19 protein-coding genes are annotated in these 25,543 nt (G+C 68.3%); 10 read left to right on the plus strand and 9 right to left on the minus strand.

Annotated features, from left to right (window positions below; all coding sequences use genetic code 11):
- The first annotated feature begins 199 nt into the window (after nt 1-199).
- Nucleotides 200-1,360 (plus strand): NAD(P)-dependent malic enzyme, encoded by a 1,161-nt coding sequence (locus ACM6LR_RS14355; protein ID WP_414939460.1) that lies wholly within the window; start codon nt 200-202, stop codon nt 1,358-1,360.
- Between the two features lie 94 nt (nt 1,361-1,454).
- On the opposite strand, the gene ACM6LR_RS14360 is transcribed toward ACM6LR_RS14355, so the two are convergent.
- Both ACM6LR_RS14360 and ACM6LR_RS14365 read right to left on the minus strand, forming a co-directional pair.
- On the minus strand, nt 1,455-2,213 hold the full coding sequence (locus ACM6LR_RS14360; RefSeq protein WP_414939459.1) for a DUF4190 domain-containing protein: 759 nt from the start codon (nt 2,211-2,213) through the stop codon (nt 1,455-1,457).
- Between the two features lie 49 nt (nt 2,214-2,262).
- Nucleotides 2,263-3,666: a bis-aminopropyl spermidine synthase family protein gene (locus tag ACM6LR_RS14365; protein ID WP_414943944.1), complete on the minus strand. Its 1,404-nt coding sequence runs from the start codon at nt 3,664-3,666 to the stop codon at nt 2,263-2,265.
- A gap of 91 nt (nt 3,667-3,757) precedes the next feature.
- On the opposite strand from ACM6LR_RS14365, the gene ACM6LR_RS14370 reads away from it, so the two are divergent.
- The 4 genes from ACM6LR_RS14370 to ACM6LR_RS14385 are packed head-to-tail and all read left to right on the plus strand — an operon-like array spanning nt 3,758 to nt 7,111.
- Entirely contained in the window at nt 3,758-4,846 is a 1,089-nt protein-coding gene (locus tag ACM6LR_RS14370) for an ABC transporter ATP-binding protein (protein WP_414939457.1), read from the plus strand.
- A complete protein-coding gene (locus ACM6LR_RS14375; protein ID WP_414939456.1) occupies nt 4,846-5,529 on the plus strand; it encodes an ABC transporter permease in 684 nt (227 codons plus the stop codon). Before ACM6LR_RS14370 ends, ACM6LR_RS14375 begins: the two co-directional genes overlap by 1 nt.
- Nucleotides 5,526-6,215 carry an ABC transporter permease gene (locus ACM6LR_RS14380; protein ID WP_414939455.1) on the plus strand — a complete coding sequence of 230 codons (690 nt, stop codon included), beginning with the start codon at nt 5,526-5,528 and terminating at the stop codon, nt 6,213-6,215. The genes ACM6LR_RS14375 and ACM6LR_RS14380 overlap by 4 nt, the downstream gene beginning before the upstream one ends.
- Nucleotides 6,212-7,111: an ABC transporter substrate-binding protein gene (locus ACM6LR_RS14385; RefSeq protein ID WP_414939454.1), complete on the plus strand. Its 900-nt coding sequence runs from the start codon at nt 6,212-6,214 to the stop codon at nt 7,109-7,111. Before ACM6LR_RS14380 ends, ACM6LR_RS14385 begins: the two co-directional genes overlap by 4 nt.
- Before the next feature lie 59 nt (nt 7,112-7,170).
- On the opposite strand, the gene ACM6LR_RS14390 is transcribed toward ACM6LR_RS14385, so the two are convergent.
- The gene (locus ACM6LR_RS14390) at nt 7,171-7,488 is read right to left on the minus strand and encodes a GNAT family N-acetyltransferase (protein ID WP_414939453.1); all 318 of its coding nucleotides are present in this window, start codon (nt 7,486-7,488) and stop codon (nt 7,171-7,173) included.
- A gap of 393 nt (nt 7,489-7,881) precedes the next feature.
- Between ACM6LR_RS14390 and ACM6LR_RS14395 the strand changes: the two genes are divergently transcribed.
- Together ACM6LR_RS14395 and ACM6LR_RS14400 are read left to right on the plus strand one after the other, a co-directional pair.
- On the plus strand, nt 7,882-9,444 hold the full coding sequence (locus tag ACM6LR_RS14395) for a S8 family serine peptidase (RefSeq protein ID WP_414939452.1): 1,563 nt from the start codon (nt 7,882-7,884) through the stop codon (nt 9,442-9,444).
- A 268-nt stretch (nt 9,445-9,712) separates the two neighbouring features.
- Nucleotides 9,713-10,450 carry a hypothetical protein gene (locus ACM6LR_RS14400; protein ID WP_414939451.1) on the plus strand — a complete coding sequence of 246 codons (738 nt, stop codon included), beginning with the start codon at nt 9,713-9,715 and terminating at the stop codon, nt 10,448-10,450.
- On the opposite strand, the gene ACM6LR_RS14405 is transcribed toward ACM6LR_RS14400, so the two are convergent.
- Together ACM6LR_RS14405 and ACM6LR_RS14410 are read right to left on the minus strand one after the other, a co-directional pair.
- On the minus strand, nt 10,447-11,235 hold the full coding sequence (locus tag ACM6LR_RS14405; protein WP_414943945.1) for an SMP-30/gluconolactonase/LRE family protein: 789 nt from the start codon (nt 11,233-11,235) through the stop codon (nt 10,447-10,449). The genes ACM6LR_RS14400 and ACM6LR_RS14405 overlap by 4 nt on opposite strands.
- A 128-nt stretch (nt 11,236-11,363) precedes the next feature.
- Nucleotides 11,364-15,110: a multifunctional oxoglutarate decarboxylase/oxoglutarate dehydrogenase thiamine pyrophosphate-binding subunit/dihydrolipoyllysine-residue succinyltransferase subunit gene (locus tag ACM6LR_RS14410; protein WP_414943946.1), complete on the minus strand. Its 3,747-nt coding sequence runs from the start codon at nt 15,108-15,110 to the stop codon at nt 11,364-11,366.
- A gap of 372 nt (nt 15,111-15,482) precedes the next feature.
- On the opposite strand from ACM6LR_RS14410, the gene ACM6LR_RS14415 reads away from it, so the two are divergent.
- Nucleotides 15,483-15,749: a hypothetical protein gene (locus ACM6LR_RS14415; RefSeq protein WP_414939448.1), complete on the plus strand. Its 267-nt coding sequence runs from the start codon at nt 15,483-15,485 to the stop codon at nt 15,747-15,749.
- 379 nt (nt 15,750-16,128) lie between these two features.
- Here the strand turns inward: ACM6LR_RS14415 and ACM6LR_RS14420 are convergent, their stop codons facing one another.
- The 4 genes from ACM6LR_RS14420 to ald form a co-directional block, all read right to left on the minus strand.
- Nucleotides 16,129-19,851: an ABC transporter ATP-binding protein gene (locus tag ACM6LR_RS14420; protein WP_414939447.1), complete on the minus strand. Its 3,723-nt coding sequence runs from the start codon at nt 19,849-19,851 to the stop codon at nt 16,129-16,131.
- A gap of 123 nt (nt 19,852-19,974) precedes the next feature.
- Nucleotides 19,975-20,859 (minus strand): ABC transporter permease, encoded by an 885-nt coding sequence (locus ACM6LR_RS14425; RefSeq protein WP_414939446.1) that lies wholly within the window; start codon nt 20,857-20,859, stop codon nt 19,975-19,977.
- On the minus strand, nt 20,859-22,052 hold the full coding sequence (locus ACM6LR_RS14430; protein ID WP_414939445.1) for an ABC transporter ATP-binding protein: 1,194 nt from the start codon (nt 22,050-22,052) through the stop codon (nt 20,859-20,861). Before ACM6LR_RS14430 ends, ACM6LR_RS14425 begins: the two co-directional genes overlap by 1 nt.
- Before the next feature lie 729 nt (nt 22,053-22,781).
- On the minus strand, nt 22,782-23,897 hold the full coding sequence (ald, locus tag ACM6LR_RS14435) for an alanine dehydrogenase (protein ID WP_414939444.1): 1,116 nt from the start codon (nt 23,895-23,897) through the stop codon (nt 22,782-22,784).
- A 164-nt stretch (nt 23,898-24,061) separates the two neighbouring features.
- Here ald and ACM6LR_RS14440 point away from each other — a divergent pair, with 164 nt between their 5' ends.
- On the plus strand, nt 24,062-25,003 hold the full coding sequence (locus ACM6LR_RS14440) for a zinc-binding dehydrogenase (RefSeq protein WP_414939443.1): 942 nt from the start codon (nt 24,062-24,064) through the stop codon (nt 25,001-25,003).
- 213 nt (nt 25,004-25,216) lie between these two features.
- Complete coding sequence (locus ACM6LR_RS14445) at nt 25,217-25,444, plus strand: hypothetical protein (protein WP_007033850.1); 228 nt, start codon at nt 25,217-25,219, stop codon at nt 25,442-25,444.
- The last annotated feature ends 99 nt before the right edge of the window (nt 25,445-25,543 follow it).

Raw genomic sequence — 25,543 nt, forward strand, 5'->3', positions numbered from 1 at the left:
ACGCTTCGCCGACAGGCCGGCGCTACCGCGCTGGGCTGCCGTGTCGGAGGACGAGTTACCAGGATGGCCGGGCCATGCCCTTTTCGGCCTGCCCATTCACCAGTTCCCCCGCTCGCAGTCCCAGGAGTACCCAGTGACTTACGCTCGAATCGAGACTTCGCCGTCCATCGACACGGCCGAAGCAATGACGGGAAACACGATGACCACGCCAGTGACCGACACCGAGATCTTCGAAGGGCACGAGGGCGGCAAGCTCTCCGTGGCCGCGACGCGCCCGATCTCCTCGCCCCGTGACCTTTCGGTCGCGTACACGCCTGGGGTGGCGAAGGTCAGCCTGGCGATCGCCGAGGACGCGGCCAAGGCGAAGCGGTACACGTGGGCGGACAGGCTGGTCGTGGTGGTCAGCGACGGTACGGCGGTGCTCGGTCTCGGAGACATCGGCGCGAGCGCCTCGCTGCCGGTCATGGAGGGCAAGTCGGTCCTGTTCAAGACCTTCGGCGGGCTCGACTCGATCCCGCTGGTGCTCGACACCACGGACGTCGACGAGATCATCGAGACCCTGGTCCGGCTGCGCCCGTCGTTCGGCGCGGTGAACCTGGAGGACATCTCGGCGCCGCGCTGTTTCGAACTGGAGGACCGCCTCAAGGAGGCCCTCGACTGCCCGGTCATGCATGACGACCAGCACGGCACTGCGATCGTCACGCTGGCCGCGCTGCGCGGGGCGAACCAGGTCCTCGGCAAGGACATCGCCGGCCAGCGCGTGGTCGTCTCGGGAGCGGGCGCGGCGGGTGTGGCCTGCGCCAGGATCCTGCGGAACGCCGGTGTCGCGGACGTCACCGTGCTCGACTCGCGCGGCATCATCCACCCTGGCCGCGAGGGCCTGAACCCGATCAAGCGGAAACTCGCCGAGACCACGAACACCTCCGGTCTGCGCGGCGGCCTCGGCGAAGCGCTCAGGGGCGCCGACGTCTTCCTCGGCCTGTCCGGGGCGACCATCGACGAGACCCTGCTGGCCGGGATGGCCGACGACGCGATCGTGTTCGCGCTGTCCAACCCGGACCCGGAGGTTCACCCGGCCGTGGCATCGCGGTACGCCAAGATCGTGGCGACCGGACGCAGCGACTTCCCGAACCAGATCAACAACGTGCTGGCGTTCCCCGGCGTCTTCCGCGGCGCGCTGGACTCCGGCGCGCGGGCGATCACCGAGAACATGAAGCTGGCCGCGGCCGACGCGATCTTCTCCGTCGCACAGGACGACCTTGGCCCGGACCGCATCGTCCCGAGCCCGCTGGACCCGCGCGTCGCGCCCGAGGTGGCCGCTGCGGTCGCGAAGGCCGCCGAGGCCGACGGCGTGGTGTGACCGGTCCATTCGTGCCCTGAAGCGTGAGCTGAACGGGACTTTCCTGGCAAATTTGCCAGAAAGTCCCGTTCAGCTCATCCGGGGGTTGCGCATCTCAGCCGGTCGGGATGGCCAGATCGGCTCCGGCGGCGAGTACGGAACCGGTCAGCTGTGAGCCGGGCGAGTAGATCGTGCAGTGCACGGTGCGCACGCCGCGTTCCCAGCCGACGCGCTCGGGGCCCGCGTAGCTCAGGTAAGCGTCGGCACCGGCCGCGTCGAGGCGCGGGCGGTCCACGTTCTTGGCCATGATCCGCTCGCACTGGGTCAAGGCTTCCGCTTTCAGTTTCCCGTCACCGGGCCAGGGGCCGTCCGGCGCGGTGAAGGCCCCGATCGCCTCGGTGCTGTGCTTGCCACCGCACGGGGTGAGTTCGACGCTGGTGTAAGTGCCGTTGACCGTGGGCTGCTCGAAGCATTCACCCGGTTTCAAGGTGCATACGTTGGCGTAGCCGGGCGACGGGGTCGCGCACCCCGCGCTCGGCGAGGTCGCGGTGTAGCGGCCCGGGTCCGCCATGGTGTTCCCGAGCAGGGCGACCCAGCCGACGGTCCAGACCCCGGCGGCGGCGAGGCCACCGATCGCGAGACCGCGGCCCGGCCGTTTCCCCGGACCGGTCTGGGTGAGCGCGACGATGCCCAAGATGATCGCGGGCGGCAACGCCAGCGGCAAGCAACCGGTCAGGCCCAGTACGAGCGCGGCTATCGCCAGGCCGCTGGTCTTGTGCTGCGGCGGCGGGTAGGGATACCCGTACGGCGGAGCGGGCACGGCACCTGGCATCGGCGGGCCGGTCGGTGCTTGCGGTCCGCGCGGTTCGTTCATGGAACCGAACCTAGGGATGGCTCATGAAGTTCCGATGACAGCCGCCGGCTCAGGCGAGCAGTTCCGCCAGCCGGTGCCGCGGCAGGTCGATCAGCCGAGCGTCCGTCAGGTCCGCCGGGACGTCGAGGGAGACGTTCGCCAGCCGTGCGTGCGCCCTGGTCAGCATCTCTTCGGGATGGTCGACGGCGTCCGCGACGACGATGGCGTGCCGGTTGTCCGGGGTGCTCCGCAGCAACCGCAGCCGGTACTTCGCCCCGACCAGCCGGTTGAGCGCGCCCTGTGCCTCGGCGTTCGTCAGGTCGGGGTGCGAATTCGGGACGAGCAGTGCCAGCCGCCGCGCGTTGGTGCCCAGCAGAGTCCTCAGCAGCCACGGTCCGGGGTCGGCCGAAAGATCCATCGCGACCGCGTCGCCTTCCGGCCCGGAAACAGACCAGTCGACCGGTCGCGATTCCACCGCCAGCCCGCCCGCTGTGGCGACTTCGTGCAGTTTGTCCAGCAGCGACGGCTTGGCCGCGCCTGCGGACTCCACCGACTGCGGCCCGTGCGTGTAGATCGTGGCCTTCCCTTTGCCACCGCGGTTCTTCTTCGATTTCGCGGTCGGCTGGCAGACGTAGAGGTCCGCCGCGCTCCCGATCGCCTGCGCCCCGAAGTACCGGTTGAAGCCGGGCAGGATCGCTTCGAAGGTCAGCCCGAGCGTCGCGAGCGCCCGCTGCACCTGGGCGCCCAAAGCGGGATGGCGGGGGCTGTAGCCGTAAGCGAGCAACAATCGCCCATCCGAGGGTTCGGTGAGCGCCTGGACCCCGCGTGCCGCGAACAGGCCCATTCCTTCGGGGGTGTAAGGCGGATCACTGAACACGAGATCCATCCGGCCGGCCACGGTGGGTGGCAGCCCGACGCGCAGATCGGTGTGCAGGGTTCGAATGGACCGCTCGCTGAGTTCGTCGATGTAGGCCAGCACCCGATCGTCGAGGTCGACGACGGTGAGGTCCGCGTCGGGCCGCAAGGCGCGCACGGCCAGTGAAGTGAGGTCGTGGTCGCCGAGGAACAGCAGCTTCGCCGTGTCCAGGTCGTAGCGTTCGTCCAGCCACAGCGCGCGGTTCAGCACGGTCTCCGGCGTCGCCTGCACGTGGTCGAGCGCGGCCAGCGGCGGCGGCACGTTTTCGACGTAGCTGGTGATGGTCTTCAGCAGGTCGGGATCGGTTTTCCGGTCCCGCGCCTCGAAGCGCGCGTATTTCTCGCGGGCGGCGGGCACCAGCCGGAGGCGGGACTCGTTCCGCTCGAGGTCGTCGCCGAGCGCGTTCAGGACGTCTTCGACGCTCCGGCGTGGCGCGGTGCTGATCCGGACCAGTTCGCCGAGGTCACGCCAATCCGTCCGGAGCAGGGAAATCACCTGATGGAGCGGTCGCACGTGGACACCGTGCGCCGCCAGGACGTCATCGAGGAGAGAACTCACAGCGCGCAGCCTAGTGACCCGATCCCTGAGACACCGTGCCAACAGGCAGGATCTGGGCTACGGTTTTTCGACCAGACATGGGGAGAGACACGTGACTATCGAGTTCCGTGGCGTGACCAAGCGGTATCCGGACGGGACGGTCGCGGTCGACGACCTGAACCTCACCGTGGAGGACGGCACCATCACCGTCTTCGTCGGACCGTCCGGCTGCGGCAAGACCACGTCGCTCCGGATGATCAACCGTATGGTCGAGCCGACCTCGGGCTCCGTGCTGCTCGACGGCGAGGACGTCAGCGACGGCGACCCGGCGCTGCTGCGCCGCGGCATCGGCTACGTCATCCAGCACGCCGGCCTCTTTCCACACAGGACAGTCCTGGACAACGTCGCCACCGTGCCGCTGCTGTCCGGCTGGGACAAGGGCGAGGCGCGCAAGCGCGCGGCCGAACTGCTGGAGACCGTCGGCCTGCCCGCGGAACTCGGCAAGCGGTACCCCGCACAGCTTTCCGGCGGCCAGCAGCAGCGCGTCGGCGTCGCCAGGGCGCTCGCGGCGGACTCGCCGGTGCTGCTGATGGACGAGCCGTTCTCCGCCGTCGACCCGATCGTCCGCGAGGAACTGCAGGACGAACTGCTGCGACTGCAGTCACAGCTGGGGAAGACGATCGTGTTCGTCACCCACGACATCGACGAGGCCGTGCGGCTCGGCGACAAGATCGCCGTGCTCCGGGTCGGCGGGGTGCTCGCGCAGTACGGCACGCCCTCGGATGTGCTGCGCCATCCCGTCGACGACTTCGTCGCGTCGTTCGTGGGCAAGGATCGCGGCTACCGCGGGCTTTCCTTCCTTTCGGCGGACGGTATCGTCGTCGAAGAGGTCAAGCGGGTCGAGGTCGGCCAGCCGGTCGCCGGGCCGTCCGACGAGTGGCTGGTCGCGGTCAACGCCGAGGGACAGCCACGCGGCTGGCTGCGCCCGGGATCCACTGTGGACGGAGAGCTCCGCGAGACCGACCTCGTCGCGGGTGGATCACTGTACGTCCAGGGAGCACCGATCCGCGGCGCGCTCGACGCGGCGCTTTCGTCGCCCGCGAGCCTCGGCGTCGTCGTCGATGCCGACCACAAGGTCCTCGGCGTGGTCAGAGCCAAGCAGGTTCTCGAAGTGATCGAAGCGCTGCCACTGGGTTCCTGATGGGGGACTTCGTCGCGGAACTCGGGCGCTACCTCGCCAGTGCCAACAACCGTTCGCAGTTCTTCGGTAACCTGCTCGACCACATTTACCTTTCGCTGGTGCCGCTGGGGCTGGGCCTGGTGATCGCGGTACTGGCAGGCTGGCTCGGCCACCGGTTCGCCCCGGTGCGCTCCGTGCTGCTGGTGGTGTCGAACCTGCTGTACACGATCCCGTCGCTGGCGTTGTTCGTGGTGATCCCGGGCATCATCGGCTCGAAGATCCTCGACAGCGTCAACGTCATCGTCGCGCTGACCGTCTACACCTCCGCCCTGCTGGTGCGCCCGGTGCTGGACGCGCTCGACGCCGTCCCGCCGCACGTCGTCGCGGCGGCCACCGCGGTCGGCTACAAACCGGCACGCAAGTTCCTCACCGTCGAACTGCCGCTTTCGGTGCCGGTGCTCGCCGCCGGCGTCCGGGTGGCCTCGGTCAGCAACATCAGCCTGGTGAGCGTCGGCGCGCTGATCGGCACCGGCGGGCTCGGCGTGCTGTTCACCGACGGCTTCCAGCGCGAGTACTTCTCACCGATCGTCGTCGGCATCGTCGCGACGCTGCTGCTGGCGCTCATCGTCGACCTGCTGCTGGTGCGGGTGCGGAAAGTCCTCACACCCTGGGACCGGGTGGCGAACACGGCGGGGGCGAAATGATCGGCGACCTGCTGAACTGGTTCGGCGACCCGGCCCACTGGCAGGGCACGGAGGGCATTCTCAACCGGCTGCTGCAGCATCTCGGCTACACCTTGCTGGCACTGGTCTTCGCGCTGATCATCGCGATCCCGCTCGGCCTCTACGTCGGGCACACCGGCCGTGGCGCGGTGCTGCTGGTGAGCGGCGGCAACGCCATCCGCGCGCTCCCGACGCTGGGGCTGGTGACCTTCCTGTTCCTGCTCTTCACCGAGAGCGAGATCTCGACGATCATCGGGCTCGTGGTGCTCGCCATCCCGCCGATCCTCGCCGGGACGTACTCCGGCCTGCAGGCGACCGACCAAGGTGTGGTCGACGCGGCTCAGGGGATCGGAATGACCGGCTGGCAACGGTTGTGGAAGGTCGAGGTGCCCATTTCGCTGCCGCTGGTGCTCGGTGGGGTGCGGAACTCGGTACTGCAACTGGTCGCGACGGCCGCCGTGGCCGCCTACGTCGGGCTCGGCGGACTCGGCCGGTTCCTGCTCGACGGACTGGCCATTTTGGACTATCCGCAGGTGATCGCGGGTGCCGTCCTGACGACGTTGCTCGCCGTGGCGCTGGACCTCGTCCTGGCAGGCGTCCAGCGGGCGCTGGTACCCAAGGGAGTGCGACTGGCGCAGGCCGCGAGCGGGAAGAAGGCGAAGGTATGAGGCGGACGTTGGCGGCTTTGGTCGCCGGGATCGCTTTGCTGGCAACGGGATGCGGTAACCCGTTGGCAGGCGGCGCCGAGGGCGGCGCGACCGGCGACATCATCATCGGCGCGTCGGACGTCGGGGAAAGCCTTCTGCTGGCCCAGATCTACGCGGGTGCGCTGCGCGACGCGGGCGCGGAGAACGTAACCGTCCGGCCGCCTGTCGGCAGCCGTGAGGTCGTCGTCAAGGCACTGCAGGACAAGTCGCTCTCGGTGGTTCCGGACTACAGCGGGAACCTGTTGCGTTATTTCGACAAGGAGACGCAGGCGACCACGTCGCAGGACGTCTACGCGCAGTTGAAGCAAAAGCTGCCGTCCGGCTTCGAGGTGCTCGAACAGGCACCGGCCGAGGACAAGGATCTTTTGGTGGTGCGCAAGGAACTCGCCGATTCCGGGGTGAAGACCTTCTCCGATCTCGGCGCGCGCTGCAAGGACCTCGTGCTCGGTGGTCCCGGCCAGTGGAGCAGCCGCTGGAAGGACAAGATCAAGACGCTCTACGGCTGTGAGTTCGCCGAGATCCGCACGACCGACACCGGCGGCCCGGTCACGGTCGCGGCGCTGAAGTCCGGCGCGATCCAGGTCGCCGACCTGTTCAGCACGTCGTCGACGATCGCCGCGAACGGGTTCGTGCCGCTGGTGGACGACAAGAACATGTTCCCCGCTCAGAACATCGTGCCCCTCGTCGCGAAGGGGACGCTGTCACCGAAGGAGGTCAACGCGCTGAACCGGGTTTCGGCGGCGCTCACGACCGATCAGCTGACCGAATTGAACGTCCAGTTCAGTGAGGAGAAGCGGAACCCGCTCGACGTCGCCGAGGAGTTCTTGCGCCGGAACAACCTCCTCGCATCCTCCTGACCCACGCAATTAGTCCTCTAGTTGCGGTAGTTGCGCGTGCAAGTACCGCAACTAGAGGACTAATTGCGGAAGAAGAAGGGCGTGTACGAGAGCCGAGCCCACACCGGACTGTGGTGCGCGGGCAGGACGCCGAGCGGGCCGAGGCCGACCGTCGACTTCTCGTCGGAGCCGAGCCGCGCCGGGCTGCAGCAGACATGCCCGACGACTTCGCCGTCTCGTTCGGCCACGATGGACAGTGGGCCGAGCAGATCGCCGTCTTCACGGAGTTCGTCGACGAGTTTCGCCTCGACCACCGGGACACTGTGGTTCGCGAACGCGGCCAGATGGACAGCGTGGATCGCCTCGCGATCAGCCGGGGCTTCTTGCCGGAGCAGCACGCAGCCGAGTGTGCTCCATCCGAAGGTAGGATGGAAATCGATTTCCGCTCCGCCAGGTCGCGACTTTAGTAGTCGGCCATCCGTGTGTACTTCCACGGCGGTGACACGACCGGCGGGCGGGAAAGCGACCACCAGATGTGCGGATTCCCCATTCATCGTGGGCCGTACGGGCGCAAGACGCGACTAAAGGCGGGGGCCGAACGGTGACCGAACTGCGCCGATGTGCTGCCCATTACTACCGAGATGTCCGTAATGCAAGGTCTTCCTTGGGGTGAAACCGCGACTTAGTCTCAGCCTGCGCTCCTAAGTGGAACGCGCTTCACCTCTGAGTCACCCCAACGATCCGGCGGGCCTCTTCATGTCCGTGGGTCGACCCTGCCTGGGAGGAATATCTTGAACAATTCCCTGGGAACCCTGAAAAGACGCCTGCCCGCCTTCGGTGTCGCGGCGGCCGTAGCCGTGCTGACCGCACTCGGTGGCGCCACCGTCGCGTCCGCGGCGGAGGGCTCGATCGTCAACGCGGGCAGCGCCAAGGCGATCAAGGACAGCTACATCGTCGTGCTGAAGGACGGCTCGTCGGTCGAAGCCACCGCGAAGAGCCTGACGAACCGTCACGGCGGCACGGTCGAGAAGACCTTCGCCTCGTCGGTCCGCGGCTTTTCCGGCGCACTGACCGAAAAGCAGGCGAAGCGTGTCGCCGCCGACTCCGCGGTGGCCTACGTGGAGCAGAACCAGACCGTCTCGATCTCGGCGGACCAGCTGAACCCGCCGTCGTGGGGCCTGGACCGGGTCGACCAGCAAAGCCTTCCGCTGGACCAGAAGTACAGCTACAGCACCACGGCGTCCAACGTCACCGCGTACGTCGTCGACACCGGCATCCTCACCACGCACCCCGACTTCGGCGGACGCGCGACCCATGGCCGTGACACCGTCGACAACGACAACGACGCCACGGACTGCCAGGGCCACGGCACCCACGTCGCCGGCACCATCGGCGGTACGGCGCACGGTCTGGCCAAGGGCGTCAAGCTCGTCGCCGTCCGCGTGCTGAACTGCTCCGGTTCGGGCACGACCGCCGGCGTCATCGCCGGTGTCGACTGGGTCACCGCGAACGCCGTCAAGCCTGCCGTCGCGAACATGAGCCTCGGCGGCGGCGCTTCGGCGACCCTCGACCAGGCCGTGCAGCGGTCGATCGCGTCGGGCGTCACCTATGGTGTCGCGGCCGGTAACGACAACGGTGCGAACGCGTGCAACGTGTCGCCCGCCCGTACTCCGGAAGCGATCACGGTCGGCTCGACGACGAACACGGACGCGCGGTCGAGCTTCTCCAACATCGGCACCTGCCTCGACATCTTCGCGCCGGGTAGCAACATCACGTCGACCTGGCTGAACAACGGCACCAACACCATCAGCGGCACCTCGATGGCGACCCCGCACGTCGTCGGCGCGGCCGCGCTGTACGCCTCGGCCAACCCGACCGCTACCCCGGCGCAGGTCCGCGACGCGCTGGTCAACGCGGGCACCAAGGGCAAGGTGACCAACCCTGGCACCGGTTCGCCGAACGTGCTGCTCTACACCGGTAGCGGCGGCCCCGGCCCCGAGCCGACCCCCTGTGGCACGCAGACCAGCAGCGGCGCCGTCGCCATCCCCGACGCCGGTGCCGCGGTGACCAGCCCGGTCACCGTCGCGAACTGCGCCCGCAACGCCTCGGCCACCACCAAGGTCGCGGTGAACATCACGCACACCTACGTCGGCGACCTGGTCATCGACCTGGTCGCACCGGACGGCACCGCGTACCGCCTGAAGGGTTCGAGCAACGACTCGTCCGACAACATCAACACCACGTACACCGTCAACGCCGCGGCCGAGGCCGCGAACGGCGCCTGGAAGCTGAAGGTGCAGGACGTGTACCGGGCCGACACCGGCACGCTCAACAGCTGGTCGCTGACTCTCTGATCCACCCCTGAGAACGCGAAGGCCCCCTTCCTCCTGCTGGGAAGGGGGCCTTCCCGTGTCCAGAGGGACAACACGCGTGCTTGAGCGGCGATCTCGCGTGATCAGGCGGCGATCAGACGAGTTCGCCGTTCAAGCACGCGAGTTCGCCGTTCAAGCACGCGAGTTCGCCGCTCAAGCACGTGAGTTCGGAGTCGAGCGAGCAGGATCACGTGGCACCAGTTGCGGGGTTCGTCCACTAAGGACCGTCGCGAGGCCTTACCCTCGGCGCATGCAGCCCGGACCGCCCTATCAGCAGGGACCTCAGCAGCCGTATCCACCGCAGGGTTATCCGCAGCAGGGCTACCCCGGATACCCGCAGCCCGGGTACGGCCCGCCGCCGCCCAAGAAGTCGAACACCGGCCTCATCGTCGGGCTCGTGATCGGTGCGGTGGTGTTGCTCGGTGGCGGCGGAGTGGGCGCGTTCCTGCTGTTGTCCGGTGACTCCGGTTCGTCTTCGGCCGCGGCGCCGACGTCGTCCAAGAAGTCCGGGCCGCCGGACAAGTACACCTCCATGCCCGGTTGCGAGAAGATCGGGACCGGCGTGAGGAACCTGCCGCCACTGGAGACGCCGAAGGGCGAGGAGCCGGCGAGCACTTCGAACAACGAGATCGTCTACACGCGTTCGTTCTGCACCTGGCGGGAACCCGACGCACCCTCGGCGTCGGTGGCGATGTACCTCTCGAAGTCCAAGGAGCCGGGTTCGGGTGCCGGTGAAGCGTCGGCCAAGGCCGCGATCGAGAACGCCGTCGACGACGGCGGCGTGCTCATCCCCACCATGGCCAAGTCCACCAAGGCCTTGTACGCCAAGCTCGATTCAGCGAGCCAATGCCAGATCAAGTTCCAGCAGGGCAACGTCGAGGCGGAGATCATCGTGACCGGCCCCGACCCCTCCGGGAAGGTCGACCAGACGAAGTGCAAGGAGAACGCCCTGAAGGTCGCGAAGGCGACCTCCGAGGCGATCGGCTAGGCGACTTCCACGACCTGGACCTGCCCGGTCGGTCCGTCGCCGAACGGGTTTTCCCAGCCGTGCCATTCGGCGGCGAGGACGTAGAGCGAACGCCCGTCCTCGCCGCCGAGCGTGCAGGCGAAGCAGCCTCGATCGGTTTCGACCTTCTGAAGTACTTCGCCACCTTCGCGGACCCGGACGCAGTACTTGCCCGCCACGTCCGCGTACCAGACGGCGCACTCGGCATCGAGGCAGATGCCGTCGGGATGATCGCCGCCGAGTTCGGCCCACACGCGCCTGCCGGACAGCGAGCCGTCCTCGGCGATGTCGAACGCGGTGAGCCGGTTGCCGTACGACTCGGCGACGATCAGCGTCGAGTCGCCGGGCGTGATGGCCATGCCGTTGCCGAAGAGGATGCCGTCGGCGACCTGGCGGGTTTCGCCGTCCGGGGTGACGACGGCGATGACGCCGGGTGCCTGGAGGTCGTGGAAGCCGTTGACGAAGGCGTTGCCACGGCTGTCGACGACGAGTTCGTTCCATAAGGCGGCGACGGGGCTTAGATCGGCGTAGGTGCTCAGGTCCGCGTTGAGCAGGCGGGCCTCCGGGCCGGAGACGATCAGCAGACGGCCGTCGGGGAGCCAGTCGATCGAGAACGGCATCGTGGTCGGCACGTTCGCGATGACCTCGCTTTCGCCGTCCGGGGTGACGGCGAGGACCTGGCCGGCACCCCAGTTCGCCAGCCAGAGACGGCCGTCGTGCCAGCGGGCGGATTCGGGGAGCAGGAGGCCGTCGAGCACGGTCTTCATGGTGTCTCCTTCGTTCGTTTACCCCTATACGAACGGGACCCACCGGTTTCGACACCCGAAGTACAGGAAGGCCCCCTTCCTCGCGCCAGGCGCGAGGAAGGGGGCTTTCCTGTACTTCTCTCAGGCGATCAGTCGAACGCCCGCGCGATCAGCGCCTTCTGCTCGACCTCGTGCACCTTGGACGAACCGGCCGACGGAGCGGCCATCGGACGGCGCGACACGACGTCCAGGTTGGAGAACACCTCCGGGAGCTTCCGGGGCAGGTTCAGGCCGAAGAACGGCCAAGCACCCTGGTTCTCCGGCTCCTCCTGGACCCAGACCGCGGGAGCGCCGTTGTAGCGCTCGAGCGCCGCCACCAGCTTCTTCTTCGGCAGCGGGTAGTACTGCTCGACGCGGACGATCGCGATGTCGTTCGCCTCGCGCTTCGTCCGCTCGGCCGCCAGCTCCCAGTACAGCTTGCCCGACGTCAGCAGGACCTTGCGCACCTTCGACGGGTCGACGACGGCGTCGTCGATGACCGACATGAACTTCGTCTGGCCGGTGAAGTCCTCGACCGCCGAGGTGGCGGCCTTGTTGCGCAGCATCGACTTGGGGGTGAAGACCACCAGCGGCCGGTTGACTCCGTCGAGGGCGTGACGGCGGAGGAGGTGGAAGTAGTTCGCCGGGGTCGACGGCACCGAGACGGTCATCGAGCCTTCGGCGCACAGCGAGAGGAAGCGCTCGATGCGGCCGGAGGTGTGGTCCGGGCCCTGGCCTTCGTGGCCGTGCGGCAGCAGCAGCACGACGTCGGAAAGCTGGCCCCACTTGGCCTCGCCGGAGGAGATGTATTCGTCGATGACGGTCTGCGCGCCGTTGACGAAGTCACCGAACTGCGCTTCCCACATGACCAGCGCTTCGGAGTTGGCCACGGAGTAGCCGTACTCGAAGCCGACGGCCGCGTACTCGGACAGCGCCGAGTCGTAGATCATGACGCGGCCCTGACCTTCGGCGAGGCTCGCCAGCGGCGAGTACTCCTGGCCGGTCTTGCGGTCGATCAGCACCGAGTGGCGCTGGGTGAAGGTGCCGCGGCGGGAGTCCTGGCCGGAGAGCCGCACGAGGCGGCCTTCCATCGCCAGTGAACCGAAGGCGAGCAGCTCACCGTAGGCCCAGTCGATGCCGCCTTCGCGGGACATCTTGTGGCGGCGTTCCATGACCGGCTTGACCCGCGGGTGCGGAGTGAAGCCCTCGGGCACGTTGAGGAACGCGTCGCCGATGTGCTCGATGACCTCGGTGGTGGTCGCCGTCGGCACCTTGGCCGGGACCTGCTGCTCCTCCTCGACCGAGGGGCTGGCCTTCGCCACATGCTTTTCCAGCTCACGGACCTCGTTGAACACGTGCTCCAGCTGGCTGGAGAAGTCGCGCAACGCGGCCTCGGCCTCTTCGACGGAGATGTCTCCGCGGCCGATCAGCGATTCGGTGTAGGTCTTCCGGACCGAACGCTTCGTGTCGATGATGTCGTACATCGCCGGCTGGGTCATCGAAGGGTCGTCGCCCTCGTTGTGGCCGCGGCGGCGGTAGCAGATCAGGTCGATCACGACGTCCTTGTGGAACGCCTGGCGGTACTCGACGGCCAGCTTGGCCACCCAGTGCGCGGCTTCGGGGTCGTCACCGTTCACGTGGAAGATCGGCGAACCGATCATCTTCGCGACGTCGGTGGCGTACTCGCTCGAACGCGAGTGCTCGGGCGCGGTGGTGAAGCCGACCTGGTTGTTGACGATGACGTGCACGGTGCCGCCGGTGCGGTAGCCGCGCAGCAGCGCCAGGTTCAGCGTCTCGGCCACGACACCCTGGCCCGCGAAGGCCGCGTCGCCGTGCATCAGGACCGGGAGGACCGTGAAGCCCTCGCCGCCCTTGTCGAGGATGTCCTGCTTCGCGCGGACGATGCCCTCGAGGACCGGGTCGACGGTCTCCAGGTGCGACGGGTTCGCGGTCAGCGACACCCTGGTCTCGCCGTCGCCGAACATGCGGAAGTACTTGCCCTCGGCGCCGAGGTGGTACTTCACGTCACCGGAACCGTGCGCCTGGCCCGGGTCGAGGTTGCCCTCGAACTCCTGGAAGATCTGCGCGATCGGCTTGCCGACGATGTTCGCGAGCACGTTCAGGCGGCCGCGGTGCGGCATGCCGATGACGACCTCGTCGAGTTCGTGCTCGGCGGCCTTGTCCAGCAGCGTGTCGAGCAGCGGGATCGCCGTCTCGCCGCCTTCGAGGGAGAACCGCTTCTGGCCGACGTACTTGGTCTGCAGGAAGGTCTCGAACGCCTCGGCGGCGTTGAGCTTCGAGAGCACGTACTTCTGGACCGCGGGGTCGGGCTTCTCGTGCGGGATCTCGACGCGGTCCTGGATCCAGCGGCGCTCCTCGGGGTCGAGGATGTGCGTGTACTCGATGCCGACGGTGCGGCAGTAGGAGTTGCGCAGGACACCGAGGATGTCGCGCAGCTTCATCCGCTCCTGGCCCGCGAAGCCGCCGACCGGGAACTCGCGGTCCAGGTCCCACAGCGTCAGGCCGTGGGATAGGACGTCGAGGTCGGCGTGGCTGCGCTGCCGGTAGTTCAGCGGGTCGGTGTCGGCCATCAGGTGACCGCGCATGCGGAAGGCGTCGATCAGCTCGATCACGCGCGCGGTCTTGTCGACCGGGCCGTCCGGGATGTCGGCGACCCAGCGGATCGGCTCGTACGGCAGGCGCAGGCTGGTGAAGACGTCGTCGTAGAAGCCGTCTTCGCCGAGCAGCAGCTCGTGGATGCGCTTGAGGAACTCGCCCGACTCCGCGCCCTGGATGATGCGGTGGTCGTAGGTCGAGGTCAGCGTCATGATCTTCGATACGCCGAGGTCGACCAGTGCCTTCTCGCTGGTGCCCTCGAAGTGCGCCGGGTACTGCATGGCGCCGACGCCGATGATCGCGCCCTGGCCCGCCTGCAGCCGCGGCACCGAGTGGTTGGTGCCGATGCCGCCGGGGTTGGTCAGCGAGATCGTGGTGCCTGCGAAGTCGTCGGCGGTCAGCTTGCCGTTGCGGGCCTTCTTGACGATCTCCTCGTAGGCCTGCCAGAACTGCATGAAGGTCATGTTCTCGGTGGCCTTGATGGAGGCCACGACGAGCGTGCGAGAGCCTTCCTTGCCCTTCATGTCGATCGCGAGACCGAAGTTCACGTGCTCCGGCGTGATCGCGAACGGCTTTCCGTCGATCAGCTGGTAGTGCCGGTTCATGTTCGGGAAGTTCTTCAGCGCACGGACCATCGCGTAGCCGATGAGGTGCGTGAAGGAGATCTTGCCGCCACGCGTGCGCTTGAGGTGGTTGTTGATGACGATGCGGTTGTCGGCCATCAGCTTCGCCGGGACGGCACGCACACTCGTCGCCGTCGGCACGGACAGCGAGGCGTCCATGTTCTTCGCGATCGCGGCGGCCGCGCCACGGAGCTGCTTCGACTCCGGCTCGGCGTCCTTCTCGGCCGTCTTGGCGGGAGCCTTCGCCGGGGCCTTCGCAGGCGCTGCCTTGGGCGCGGCGGCCTTCGCCTCGGTCTTCGGAGCGGGCTTCGCGGGCGCGGCGGCCTTCGCCTCGGTCTTCGATGCGGTCTGCTTCGCGGTGGACTCGGCGTTGCGGACCGTCTGCGGCGACGGCGGGGAGGCCTGACCGTTGGTGTCCGAGCCCTCCTTGGCGGTCTCCGCGAAGGTCTGACGTGCGTCGTCAGCCTTGGTCTGCGCGGCCTGCGTTGGCTTGAAGTCCGCGAAGAAGTCGTGCCAGGCGGCATCGACTGAGGTGGGGTCGGCGAGGAACTGGTCGTACATTTCCTCGACGACCCACTCGTTGGGGCCGAATTGTGACGCAGGGCTGCTGCTGGACACGGCTTGGACTCGCCTCTATCCGTCTCGAGATCTTGAACACCGCTGATGCGCCTACCAGGCTAACCCCCTCGGCGGCAGCCGTGTGATGGAACTGGCCTGTGTGAGGCGTGGCGCACTAGGTGATGGGTCACTGTCTCGATCAAGAGATCGAAAATCCGCCACTCGCCGAAGCGGTCCGCTGCCGTTCGGGGGAGCGGGGGACCTTTGCTTCCGTTTCACGGTCTGTGCAGGTCAGGTCACTGTTTGGTCGGAAAAGGTTGGTGAGGTGGTCGTGCCGGGACAGCCTGGAGTTCACGTCGGCGGGTTTTGCTGAGCGGAGGATGCGGCCGGTGTCGTGCCGGCCGCCGTTCACCCGCGAGGTGGTGGCAGACGATGTGGCTGGACGAGTGTCCGTCGTTCTGGGACGAGGGACGGGTGCGCCCGGTGGTCACCGAATCGGGCAAGGTCGTCCTGAGGTGCGACTCGTGCGCCGCGGTCTGGCCGACGCTCTCCGACTTCAAGGAGATGGAGCACGTCGAGCCCGACGAGCCGGACTGGGCGGTGACGGCCGGGGTGCACGTCCGGCCAGGGACCTTCCGGTGGGCGTCGGCCCAGGACCTGGAGGTCGCCGGGATGGGTGGCCTCTCGTGGCGCTCCTAAGCGGGTTACGGACTCTCCGCGGGTAGCAGCGTCTTCGACGCGGTCCGCGCCGACCTCGCCCTTGGTCGAAGTGACCGCGGTGATCCATTTGTCGACATAGCGATCGACTGCTTCATCACTCAGCCCCATCTGGCCTCGCGTCGCCACGTTTCCCGGTCGAGATGAACGTCGCAGTCGTAGTAGTGGCTGAGCGCCGCGTGTTCGAGCGCCCACACGAAGCCTCGCGGGTGAGGTCGAGCGCGTGGACGCGCTCCTGACCAGGTTTGGCGGCCCAGCCGCGGCGTACGCCCTCCAGAGAAAGGACGGCGGCACGGCTTGTCAGGGCCAAGGAGTCCTTCACGGACTTGGAGGGCAACCGCGCGACAGGGCCGCACGAGACTTAGCCCAAGGACCACAGGCGTGCGTAGTGGCCGCCTGCGGCCACCAGTTCCGCGTGCGTGCCTTGCTCGATGATCCGGCCGTGGTCCAGGACGACGATCCGGTCCGCCTTGGCGGCGGTGGCGAGGCGGTGCGCGACCACGAAGGTCGTGCGGCGGCGCGCGAGTTGTTCGGTCGCGCGCAGGACGGCGGCTTCGGTGGACGGGTCGAGGGCCGCGGTCGCCTCGTCGAGCAGGAGGACGTCCGGGTCCACGAGTTCGGCGCGGGCGAGGGCGACGAGTTGGCGTTGTCCCGCCGAAAGCGAGCGCCCGCGTTCACCGACGGGCTGGTGGAAACCGGCGGGAAGCGCGGCGACGCCGTCGAGCGCGCCGACGGATCGGACCGCCTCCTCGACCTCCGCGTCCGTCGCGGAAGGCCTGCCGTAGCGCACATTGTCGGCGACGGTCCCCGAGAACAGATGCGCTTCCTGAGGTACTACGCCCATTCGCGCGCGAAGGGCGGCCAGGTCGTACTCGCGGATGTCGGTTCCGTCGATCCGGACCACGCCGCCTGTCGCGTCGTAGAAGCGCGCGACGAGCTTCACCGCTGTCGACTTCCCGGCGCCCGTCGCGCCGACCAAAGCGACGGTCTCCCCGGCCGGGACCTCCAGTGAAAGCTGCGTCAGAGCGGGCTCATCTGTTGCGGTGTAAGCGAAATCGACGTCCTTGAACGAGACCTCGCCTCGTAGTCGCTCCGGGACCGCGACCGGTTTCTCCGCCTCGGGAACGGAAGTCGGCGTGCGTAACAGGTCGCCGATCCGGACCAGGCCGACCCGCGCCTGCTGGTAACCGTCGAAAACCGAAGACAGTTGCTGGATCGGCGAGAAGAACTGGCCCAGGTACAACAGGAACGCCACCAGTACACCGGCCGACAGCGTGCCCGCCGCGACCCGGTTCGCGCCGACGATCAGCACGACGACCTCGGCCAGTCCGGAAAGCATCGCGGCGAAGGGGAAGTACGTCGCGACGAGGCGCTGCGCGCGCAATCGCGAACGTCGGTACTCGTCGCTGCGGGAAGCGAACTTCTCCGCTGTTCGCTCCTCGCGCGTGTACGCCTGCGCGACCCGCAGCCCGTTCACGTTCTCCTGCATGTCCGCGTTGACCACACTGACACGTTCCCGCGCTTCGGTGTACGCCTTGGACGAGGCGCGCCGGAAGATCACCGTCGCCACGACGAGGATCGGCAGCACCGCGAGCGCGTACGCCGCCAGCCCGATGTCGGTGATCATCAGCGCCGCCGCGATCCCGACCAGCGTCAGCGCGCTCACCACGGCCTGTGCGACACCGGTCTGCAGGAACGTCGAGAGCGCGTCGACGTCGGTCGTCATCCGGGTCATGATCTTCCCGGACAGTTCGCGTTCGTAGAAGTCGAGCCCGAGCCGTTGCAGATGCGCGTAACTGCGTACGCGCAGCGAATACAGCACCGTTTCGCCGACCCGCGCGGTCATCTTGGTCTGGAGGTAGATCGCGAGCCAGTCCGCGACGATCACCAGCGCGCCGATCCCGGCGGCCAGCCAGATCACCGCCTCCATCCCGGTGCGCACGCCGTTGTCGATGCCGTACTGGTACAGCGCGGGCATCGCGATGGTGGCCAGCGCGTCCGCCGCGACCAGCCCGATCACCACGGCGAGCGGGCCGCGAACCGGTTTCAGCAGGCGGCCGAGGCGGAACTTCGGTTCGGCCGCGGTGATGTCCGTGCCCGGGAGCTTCGGTGTGTCCGTGGCCGGCGGCAGTTTCCGGACGCCTTCGAGGAGTTCCCCGGTCGGCGGCAGGTCGATGTCCCATTCGCCGCCGGTGCCCTTGCGCTCGCCCGCCAGCTCGTCGGCCTTGTCCTGTTCCGGCCAGAGGGCGGGGGTGATTCCCGCAGGACCGCAGTCGAGGCCTTCGCAGCGGTGCGGTTCCTCGACGTCGTCACCCGGCCCCGCGACGAGTTCGCGGAACAGCGGGCAGCGCGCGAGCAGTTCCTCCTCCGTGCCGATGTCGACGACGCGGCCCTTGTCCAGCACGGCGATCCGGTCGGCGAGGGCGAGGGTGGAGCGGCGGTGCGCGATCAGCAGGGTCGTCCGGCCCGCGGTGACCGAGCGCAGCGTGTCGTGGATCGCCGCCTCGGTGACCGTGTCGATGGCGGACGTCGCGTCGTCGAGGACCAGCACACGCGGGTCGGTCATCAGCGCCCTGGCCAGGCCGAGCCGCTGCCGCTGACCACCCGACAGCGTGAGGCCACGTTCGCCGACGAGCGTGTCGTAGCCCTTGGGGAGACGCTGGATGAATTCGTCCGCCTCCGCCGCCCGTGCGGCCGCGCGGATCTCCTCGTCGCTCGCGTCCGGCCTGCCATAGGCGATGTTGTCGCGCACCGACGAGGAGAACAGGAACGCTTCCTCGAAGACGACGCCGATCGCGCTGCGCAGGTCGTGCTGCCGGAGGTCGCGGACGTCGAGGTCGCCGACCTGGACCGAACCGCTGTGCACGTCGTAGAACCGGGGCAGCAGCAAGGAGATCGTCGACTTGCCGGAACCGGCGGTGCCGACCAGGGCCAGTGTTTCGCCTGGCAGTGCTTCGAGGGTGAGCCCGTCGAGGACCGGATCCGATCTTGTGTAGCCGAAGGAGACGTCCTCCAGCCGGACGCCGAGCGGACCTTCGGGCAGCGGCCGCGCGTCCGGGCTGTCGACGACGTCCGGCTGCGCGTCGATCAGTTCGTTGACCCGTTCCGCGCCCGCGCGGGTCAGCTGGGCCTGCACCACGAGGCTGGAGATCATCCTGGCCGGGCCGATCAGGATGGACAGATAGGTGGCGAAGGCCAGGAAGGTGCCCAGGCTGATTTCGCCCTTCAGCGCGAGCACACCGCCGACCGCCAGCACCGCGACCTGACCGGCCGCGGGCAGCGCCGCCGTCGTGGCCGTGGGCAACGAAGACAAGCGGGCCGCGCGCAGACGTTCGGCGAAGAGCTTCTTCGCCGTCCTCTCCAGCTTCGCGACCTCGCGCGCTTCCTGGCCGAAGCCCTTCACCACGCGTACGCCGGTGACGGTCTCCTCGACCTGCTGCGCGACGTCGGCCGCGCGCTGCTGGGCCGCCCATGTCGCGGGGAAGAGCCGCTTGCGGCTCACCGCCATGATGATCGCGATCGCCGGGGCGACCACCATCGCGATCAGGGTCAACGTCGGCGACATCCACAGCATCGCGCCGAGGGACAGCAACGCGAAGATCACCGAGCCCGCCGAAAGCGGGACCTGCATCAGGACCGACGTGACCAGCTGAAGATCCGAGATCGCGCGCGAGGCGACCTGCCCGGTGCGCAGCGCGTCCTGCTTGCCGCCGTCGAGGCGGGAGACCGCGTTGAACACCTGGCGGCGCAGATCGTGCTGGACGTCGAGCGCCAGCCGCCCGCCGACGTACCGGCGGGCGAACGCGTTCCCGAAGGTCAGCACCTGCAGCACCGCCATCACGGCGGCGAGCACGCCGAGACGGGAGGTGTCGCCGGCGACGGCCCCGTCGAGCGCCTCCCGGATCAGGAGAGGACCGGCGGCCTGCAGACCGACACCGATGATCGCCGCGCCCAGCGACAGCACGACCAGCCAGGGATGTTTCCAGCACGAAGCGGCCAGACGGCGGATCCAGCCTCCGGCGGGTACGGGGGTGGTCTCACGGGCCGGACTGGCTTGACGCGGACGAGGTGGAGCTGTGGTCACCCCGCCAGCCTATGCGGCCCTACCGACAGGACCGGCCGGTTCGCGGAGGCCGAACGAGATGAACGGGACTTTCCTCGCAAAATTTGCGAGGAAAGTCCCGTTCATCTCACGGGTGGGCAGCGACTACGTGATGTCCTTCTTCTGGTTCACGGCCCAGCCCGCCAGGAAGAAGGCCATCGTCCAGCCGAAGAAGATGAGCGCGGAGGCCCACCACGAGAACGCTCCCGGCGCACCGGCCGCGTACTGCAGCACCCACGCCGTCTCGTCCTCCAGCGCCGGCACCTTCACCCCGGCGGCGCCGAACGCCTCCGCGCCGATGGCGCCCACGATGCCGTTGACCGTGCCGTTCGGCAGGATGCCGCCGAGCCAGGTGATGTCCGCGGCACCGAACATGACGAAGACCAGGACGTTCTCGACGACGAGCATCCAGATGGTCAGTGTGATGATGCTGCCGACCACGCTGCGCCACACGGCGCCGACGCCGATGCCGAACAGGGTCGCCAGGATCGTCGCGAGGACACCCGCGCCCAGCACACCGAGCCACTGGCCCGCCGACGGCAGGCGCTCGCTGTCGACGGTGATCACCGTGCCGAGGCTCGCCGCCGCCACGATGATCACACCGTAGATGGCGCCCCACGCGACGTAGGTGATCATCTTCGCGCTCAACGCCGAAACCCGGTTCGGGGCGGTGAGGAACGTCGTGGTGATCGTCTTCTTCGTGTACTCGCCCGCGAGCGCGAAGACACCGAAGATGATCGGGATCATCGTGCCGATGTTGATGCCGTGCCCGAGGGCGAGCAGGCCGACCGGCAGCTGACCGGTCGAGATGCCGAGCGCCTCGGTCAGCTCACGGGTGTCCGAACGCCCGAGATAGTTGCTGAAGTCGTTGGTGATCATGCCCCAGAACAGGGCGAACGCGAAGGCGAAAACCACCGCGGGGATCATCAGCGCCCACCACGCCTTGAGCGTGAGCGTCTTGCGGAACTCCGCCTTGATCAGGTTGCCCATCAGCCCTGGCCTCCCCAGCCCTCGTTCTGGCCCTGCTGCTGCGCCTGCTGCTGAGGCGGCGCCTGCTGGTACTGCTGCTGTTGCGGGGGCTGGCCCTGCTGGAACTGCTGCTGCGGCGGCGCGAACCCGGGAGCCGGGGTGTTCGGCGGCGCGAACCCGGGCGGCGGCGTGTTCTGCGGGGCATAGCCGGACGGCGGACCCTGGTACCCGGGCGGCGGACCCTGATACCCCGGGGGCGGACCCTGGTAGCCGGGCGGCGGGCCCTGCTGGAAACCGGGCTGCGGCGCGGCGTACTGACCCTGCGTCAGCTGGAAGAACATCCGCTCCAGATCCGCGGTCTCCTCCTGCATGCCGTAGACCGCGATGCTCGCCTTGGCGGAGATGTCACCGATCTGCTGCACCGTCGCACCGGAAACCGCGACCCGGCCGTCCGGCGTCGGCGAAACCTGGGTGATGCCCGACTCCTGCAACGCGGAGACGAGGCCGTTCGTGTCGGCGGACTGCACCAGCACGCGCGACTGGTTGCTCTTGCGCAACTGGTCGAGCGAGCCGTTGTACCGCGTCATGCCCTGGCTGATGATGATGACCTGGTCGATCGTCTGCTCCACCTCGTTCAGCAGGTGGCTCGAGACCAGCACCGTGCGCCCCTCACGCGCGTACGCGCGCAGGAAGTTCCGAAGCCACAGGATGCCTTCGGGGTCGAGACCGTTCGTCGGCTCGTCCAGCACCAGGACCTGCGGATCCCCCAGCAACGCCGTCGCCAGCGCCAGCCGCTGCCGCATACCGAGCGAGAACCCGCCGGCCTTGCGGTCCGCCGCCGACGAAAGGCCGACCAGGCCAAGGACCTCGCCCACCCGCTGATCCGGCATCCCGATCGCCGCCGAGTACACGCGCAGATGATTCCGCGCCGTGCGACCCGGGTGGAAGCCCTCGTTCTCCAGCACCGAACCGACGACCCTGGCCGGGTTCCCCAGCTGGTCGTGCGGGCGCCCGTTGATGGTCGCCGTGCCGTTCGTGGGCGTCACCAGCCCGAGCAGCATCCGGAGCGTCGTGGTCTTCCCCGCCCCGTTGGGCCCGAGGAACCCGGTCACCGAACCCGGCTCCACCGTGAAACTCAGATTCTGGACCGCGTTGACCGCACCGAACTGCTTGCTCAGATTCTGCACCGCGATGCGGCCACTGCCGTCGTGCATACCGTCCCCTTTTGTTGGCCAAGGCCGATCACGCGACATCCTGCCTCACCGGGTGAGTCCGCACCCGCGGAAGGGGGCAATCCACCGAAAGCGACCTTCGTCACGTCCAGTGCGGTGACGATTCCGTCCCTCAGCGCAGCCATCGCTGGACCGAATGGCCCCTGACTACCGCATATCCGGCGTAGAGCGCGGAAAATCACCGACCGCGACAGAGGTCGGTGAAGAAATAACTCCGAAGACATGCCAACCCCATGCAGCGCGACGGCGACTTATTACCTACGATGTAGGAGGCGGCCCGCTCCCAGTGACCCCCAGGCTGGTCGAGCGGGTCGCCCTCAGCCCCTTTGCCCCACTTCGGTCGACGCTGGCGCGTCTTTCCGAAGGTGGGGCTTCGTCGTATCGCCCGGGGGGCGAGCCCCCCCCGGACCCCCACGGTGCGTGAAGCTGCGGTTGGCGGGTGGGTGGCCTACGGCGCGGGGCGTCGTGGCCTGGTGAGTGGCCGAAGGCGCGGGGCGGCGTGGGCTAGCGAGTGGTCCTCGGCGCTGGTGTCAAGGGCGCGGGATGGTTTTGGGAAAGGTTGGGTGCCACCCTGTCGTCGTGAGTCGGCGACGGGAAAGTGACCAGTGTGCCGCGAAAGTGGGGATTCGGGTGTCGGAAGGGCGCGAAAAGGAGCGAGGGACCTTCGCACTGGGGTGGCAAAGGTCCCCCGCGTGGGAGTGTGGCTAGGGGTCAAGCCAGGACGGCGGCCAGGTCCGTGGCGGGCAGGCCGTGCGCGGCCGCGACGGGGGCGTTCGTGAGGGCGCCGGCGTGCGTGTTGAGGCCCTTCGCGAGCGAAGCGTCCGCCTGCAGCGCCTTCTGCCAGCCGAATTCCGCCAACTGAACGGCGTACGGCAGCGTCACGTTGGTCAGGCCGTAGGTCGACGTACGCGGGACAGCGCCCGGCATGTTCGCGACGCAGTAGAACACCGACTCGTGGACCTTGTAGGTCGGCTCGTCGTGCGTGGTCGGCCGCGAGTCGGCGAAGCAGCCGCCCTGGTCGATCGCGATGTCCACCAGCACGCTGCCCGGACGCATCCGCGAAACGAGGTCGTTCGAGACCAGCTTCGGCGCCTTCGCGCCGGGCACGAGCACCGCGCCGATGACCATGTCGGCCTCCAGTACGGACTGCTCGACCGACAGCGCGTTCGAGGTCACCGTGCGGATGCGACCGCCGAAGTCGTTGTCGATCTGACGGAGGCGGTCGACGTTGGTGTCGAGGATCTCGACGTCCGAGCCGAGGCCGAGCGCGACCCGCGCGGCGTTGAGACCGGCGACACCGCCACCGATCACGACCACGCGCGCCGGGTGGACACCGGGGATGCCGCCGGGCAGCACACCGCGGCCACCGCTCGGCTTCATCAGGGAGAACGCGCCCACCTGCGGCGCCAGCCTGCCGGCGACCTCGGACATCGGCGCGAGCAGCGGCAGCGCGCGGTTCGGGGTCTGCACCGTCTCGTACGCGATCGCGGTGGTGCCGGCGGCCAGCAGCGCGTCGGTCAGCGGCCGGTCCGCGGCGATGTGCAGATAGGTGAACAGCACCTGGTCGGCGCGCAGCTGCGGGTACTCCTCGGCGATCGGCTCCTTGACCTTGAGCACGAGTTCGCCCTCGGCCCAGGTCTCCTCCGCCGTCGCGAGGATCTTCGCGCCCGCGGCGAGGTACTCGTCGTCGGTGATGGACGAGCCGAGGCCGGCACCGGTTTCGACGAAGACGTCGTGGCCGCGCCCGGTCAGTTCATGCACGCCCGCCGGGGTGAGCGCCACCCGGTATTCGTGCCTCTTGATTTCACGGGGGACGGCGATACGCACGGAGTGCCTCCTGCGGCGGGTCTACGACAAAGGTGCTGCCACTCACGGTGAGCCACCTGGACGGCGGTGTCATCGTGCGCCCACGACAAGGTTGAGCACCGATCATGGTCTTTCCGGCACAATCGCTTGACCTCCAGTCAACTGGAGCTCGCACCTTGTGGCACATGAGAGCCGTGTGGTTGAAGGAGTTCGGCGGGCCCGAAGTGCTCGTCGCCGGCGACGCCCCCGATCCGGTCCCCGCCGAGGGCCAGGCCCTGATCGAGGTGGCGTTCGCCAACATCACGTTCGTCGAGACGCAGTTCCGCGCCGGCGGCGGTGGGCCGTTCCGTGCCGAACTGCCGATGATCCCCGGTAACGGCGTCGGTGGCGTGATCAGCGCGGTCGGCGAAGGAGTCGATCTCGGCCTGGTCGGGAAGCGCGTCGTGACCTCCACCGGCGGATCCGGGGCGTACGCGCAGCGGGTCGCGGTCGCCGCCGATTCCGTCTTCGAGGTACCGGACGCGCTGGCCCTCGACGCCGCGGTGGCGATCCTCGCCGACGGCCGGACGGCGACGGCGCTGGTGGCCGCCGCGCGCCTTCAGCCGGGGGAGCGCGTACTGGTCGAGGCCGCGGCGGGCGGTGTCGGTGGGCTGGTCGTCCAGCTCGCCAAGGCCGCGGGCGCGGAGGTCGTCGGCGCGGCGGGCGGACCGGCGAAGGTCGGACACGTCCGGGAGCACGGCGCCGATCTGGCGGTCGACTACCGCGAATCGGATTGGTCGGCGAAGGCGGGCGCGGTCGACGTCGTCTTCGACGGGGTCGGCGGCGGGATCGGGTCGACGTCGTTCGGGTTGCTGAGGCCCGGCGGCCGGATGCTGATCTACGGGTTGTCGAGCGGCTCGTGGACCGAGGTGTCCGACGAGGACGCCGCCGCCCGCGGGGTCACGGTGATCCAGGCCCTCGGCGGGCGGGCGGAGATGCGGGCGTTCACCGAGTCCGCGCTCGCCGAGGCCGCCGCCGGGCGGCTGGAACCCGTGATCGGGCAACGGTTCCCTCTCGAACGCGCGGCGGACGCGCACGCGGTCATGCAGTCGCGTGGCGCGATCGGCAAGACGCTGCTCGAGGTCTGATGCCGGAATCCCCGGCCCGGTGAGAGCAAATGGGATGCGCGATTTCGTTCTTGCCTGCACGATGATCCCGAGGCGAAAAGGACGTCTGGGTCCGGACGCACGGCCGTGTTCGCTGGGGGTGAGCGCGGCCGTGCGACCCGCGAATGGGGAAATGCAGCACGATCGAGTCAAGATGTTGATCTTACTGGCCGGTAAGCTGCCATTCTGTTCCGCATGACAAATCAGGACTGGCGGCGGGAGCGGCGTGTTCGCACCGTCGACACCGAAGGCAATCCGGCCGATGTCATCGTCGGCCTGGTCGAAACTCCGGGGCACGGTTACGAAGCCGCGCTGCGGGTCGACGGTGGCCCCGGTGTGCTTCTGCCGCTTTACCCCGGCGCCGATCTGCTCGCCGCGGTACGGCAGACCATTGAGGACGGATATCGCGCCAGCGCGCACTAGCCCGCCGGATGTGGTGAAAGGGTCTTTCCTGACGGCAGCGCTGATTCAAAGCGTGTCTTGAAAGACCCTTTCATGACGTCTGCGCACGGTTTTGTCGCA

It is taken from the genome of Amycolatopsis sp. cmx-11-32 (assembly GCF_047608695.1).
Lineage (GTDB): Bacteria > Actinomycetota > Actinomycetes > Mycobacteriales > Pseudonocardiaceae > Amycolatopsis.

Excerpts from the sequence above, each read along its gene's own strand:
- ACM6LR_RS14355 (WP_414939460.1), top strand. The coding sequence starts at position 200 with ATGACCACGCCAGTGACCGACACCGAGATCTTCGAAGGGCACGAGGGC.
- ACM6LR_RS14360 (WP_414939459.1), bottom strand. The coding sequence starts at position 2,213 with ATGAACGAACCGCGCGGACCGCAAGCACCGACCGGCCCGCCGATGCCA.
- ACM6LR_RS14375 (WP_414939456.1), top strand. The coding sequence starts at position 4,846 with ATGGGGGACTTCGTCGCGGAACTCGGGCGCTACCTCGCCAGTGCCAAC.
- ACM6LR_RS14380 (WP_414939455.1), top strand. The coding sequence starts at position 5,526 with ATGATCGGCGACCTGCTGAACTGGTTCGGCGACCCGGCCCACTGGCAG.
- ACM6LR_RS14385 (WP_414939454.1), top strand. The coding sequence starts at position 6,212 with ATGAGGCGGACGTTGGCGGCTTTGGTCGCCGGGATCGCTTTGCTGGCA.
- ACM6LR_RS14400 (WP_414939451.1), top strand. The coding sequence starts at position 9,713 with ATGCAGCCCGGACCGCCCTATCAGCAGGGACCTCAGCAGCCGTATCCA.
- ACM6LR_RS14405 (WP_414943945.1), bottom strand. The coding sequence starts at position 11,235 with ATGAAGACCGTGCTCGACGGCCTCCTGCTCCCCGAATCCGCCCGCTGG.
- ACM6LR_RS14415 (WP_414939448.1), top strand. The coding sequence starts at position 15,483 with ATGTGGCTGGACGAGTGTCCGTCGTTCTGGGACGAGGGACGGGTGCGC.
- ACM6LR_RS14425 (WP_414939446.1), bottom strand. The coding sequence starts at position 20,859 with ATGGGCAACCTGATCAAGGCGGAGTTCCGCAAGACGCTCACGCTCAAG.
- ACM6LR_RS14430 (WP_414939445.1), bottom strand. The coding sequence starts at position 22,052 with ATGCACGACGGCAGTGGCCGCATCGCGGTGCAGAATCTGAGCAAGCAG.
- ACM6LR_RS14440 (WP_414939443.1), top strand. The coding sequence starts at position 24,062 with ATGAGAGCCGTGTGGTTGAAGGAGTTCGGCGGGCCCGAAGTGCTCGTC.
- ACM6LR_RS14445 (WP_007033850.1), top strand. The coding sequence starts at position 25,217 with ATGACAAATCAGGACTGGCGGCGGGAGCGGCGTGTTCGCACCGTCGAC.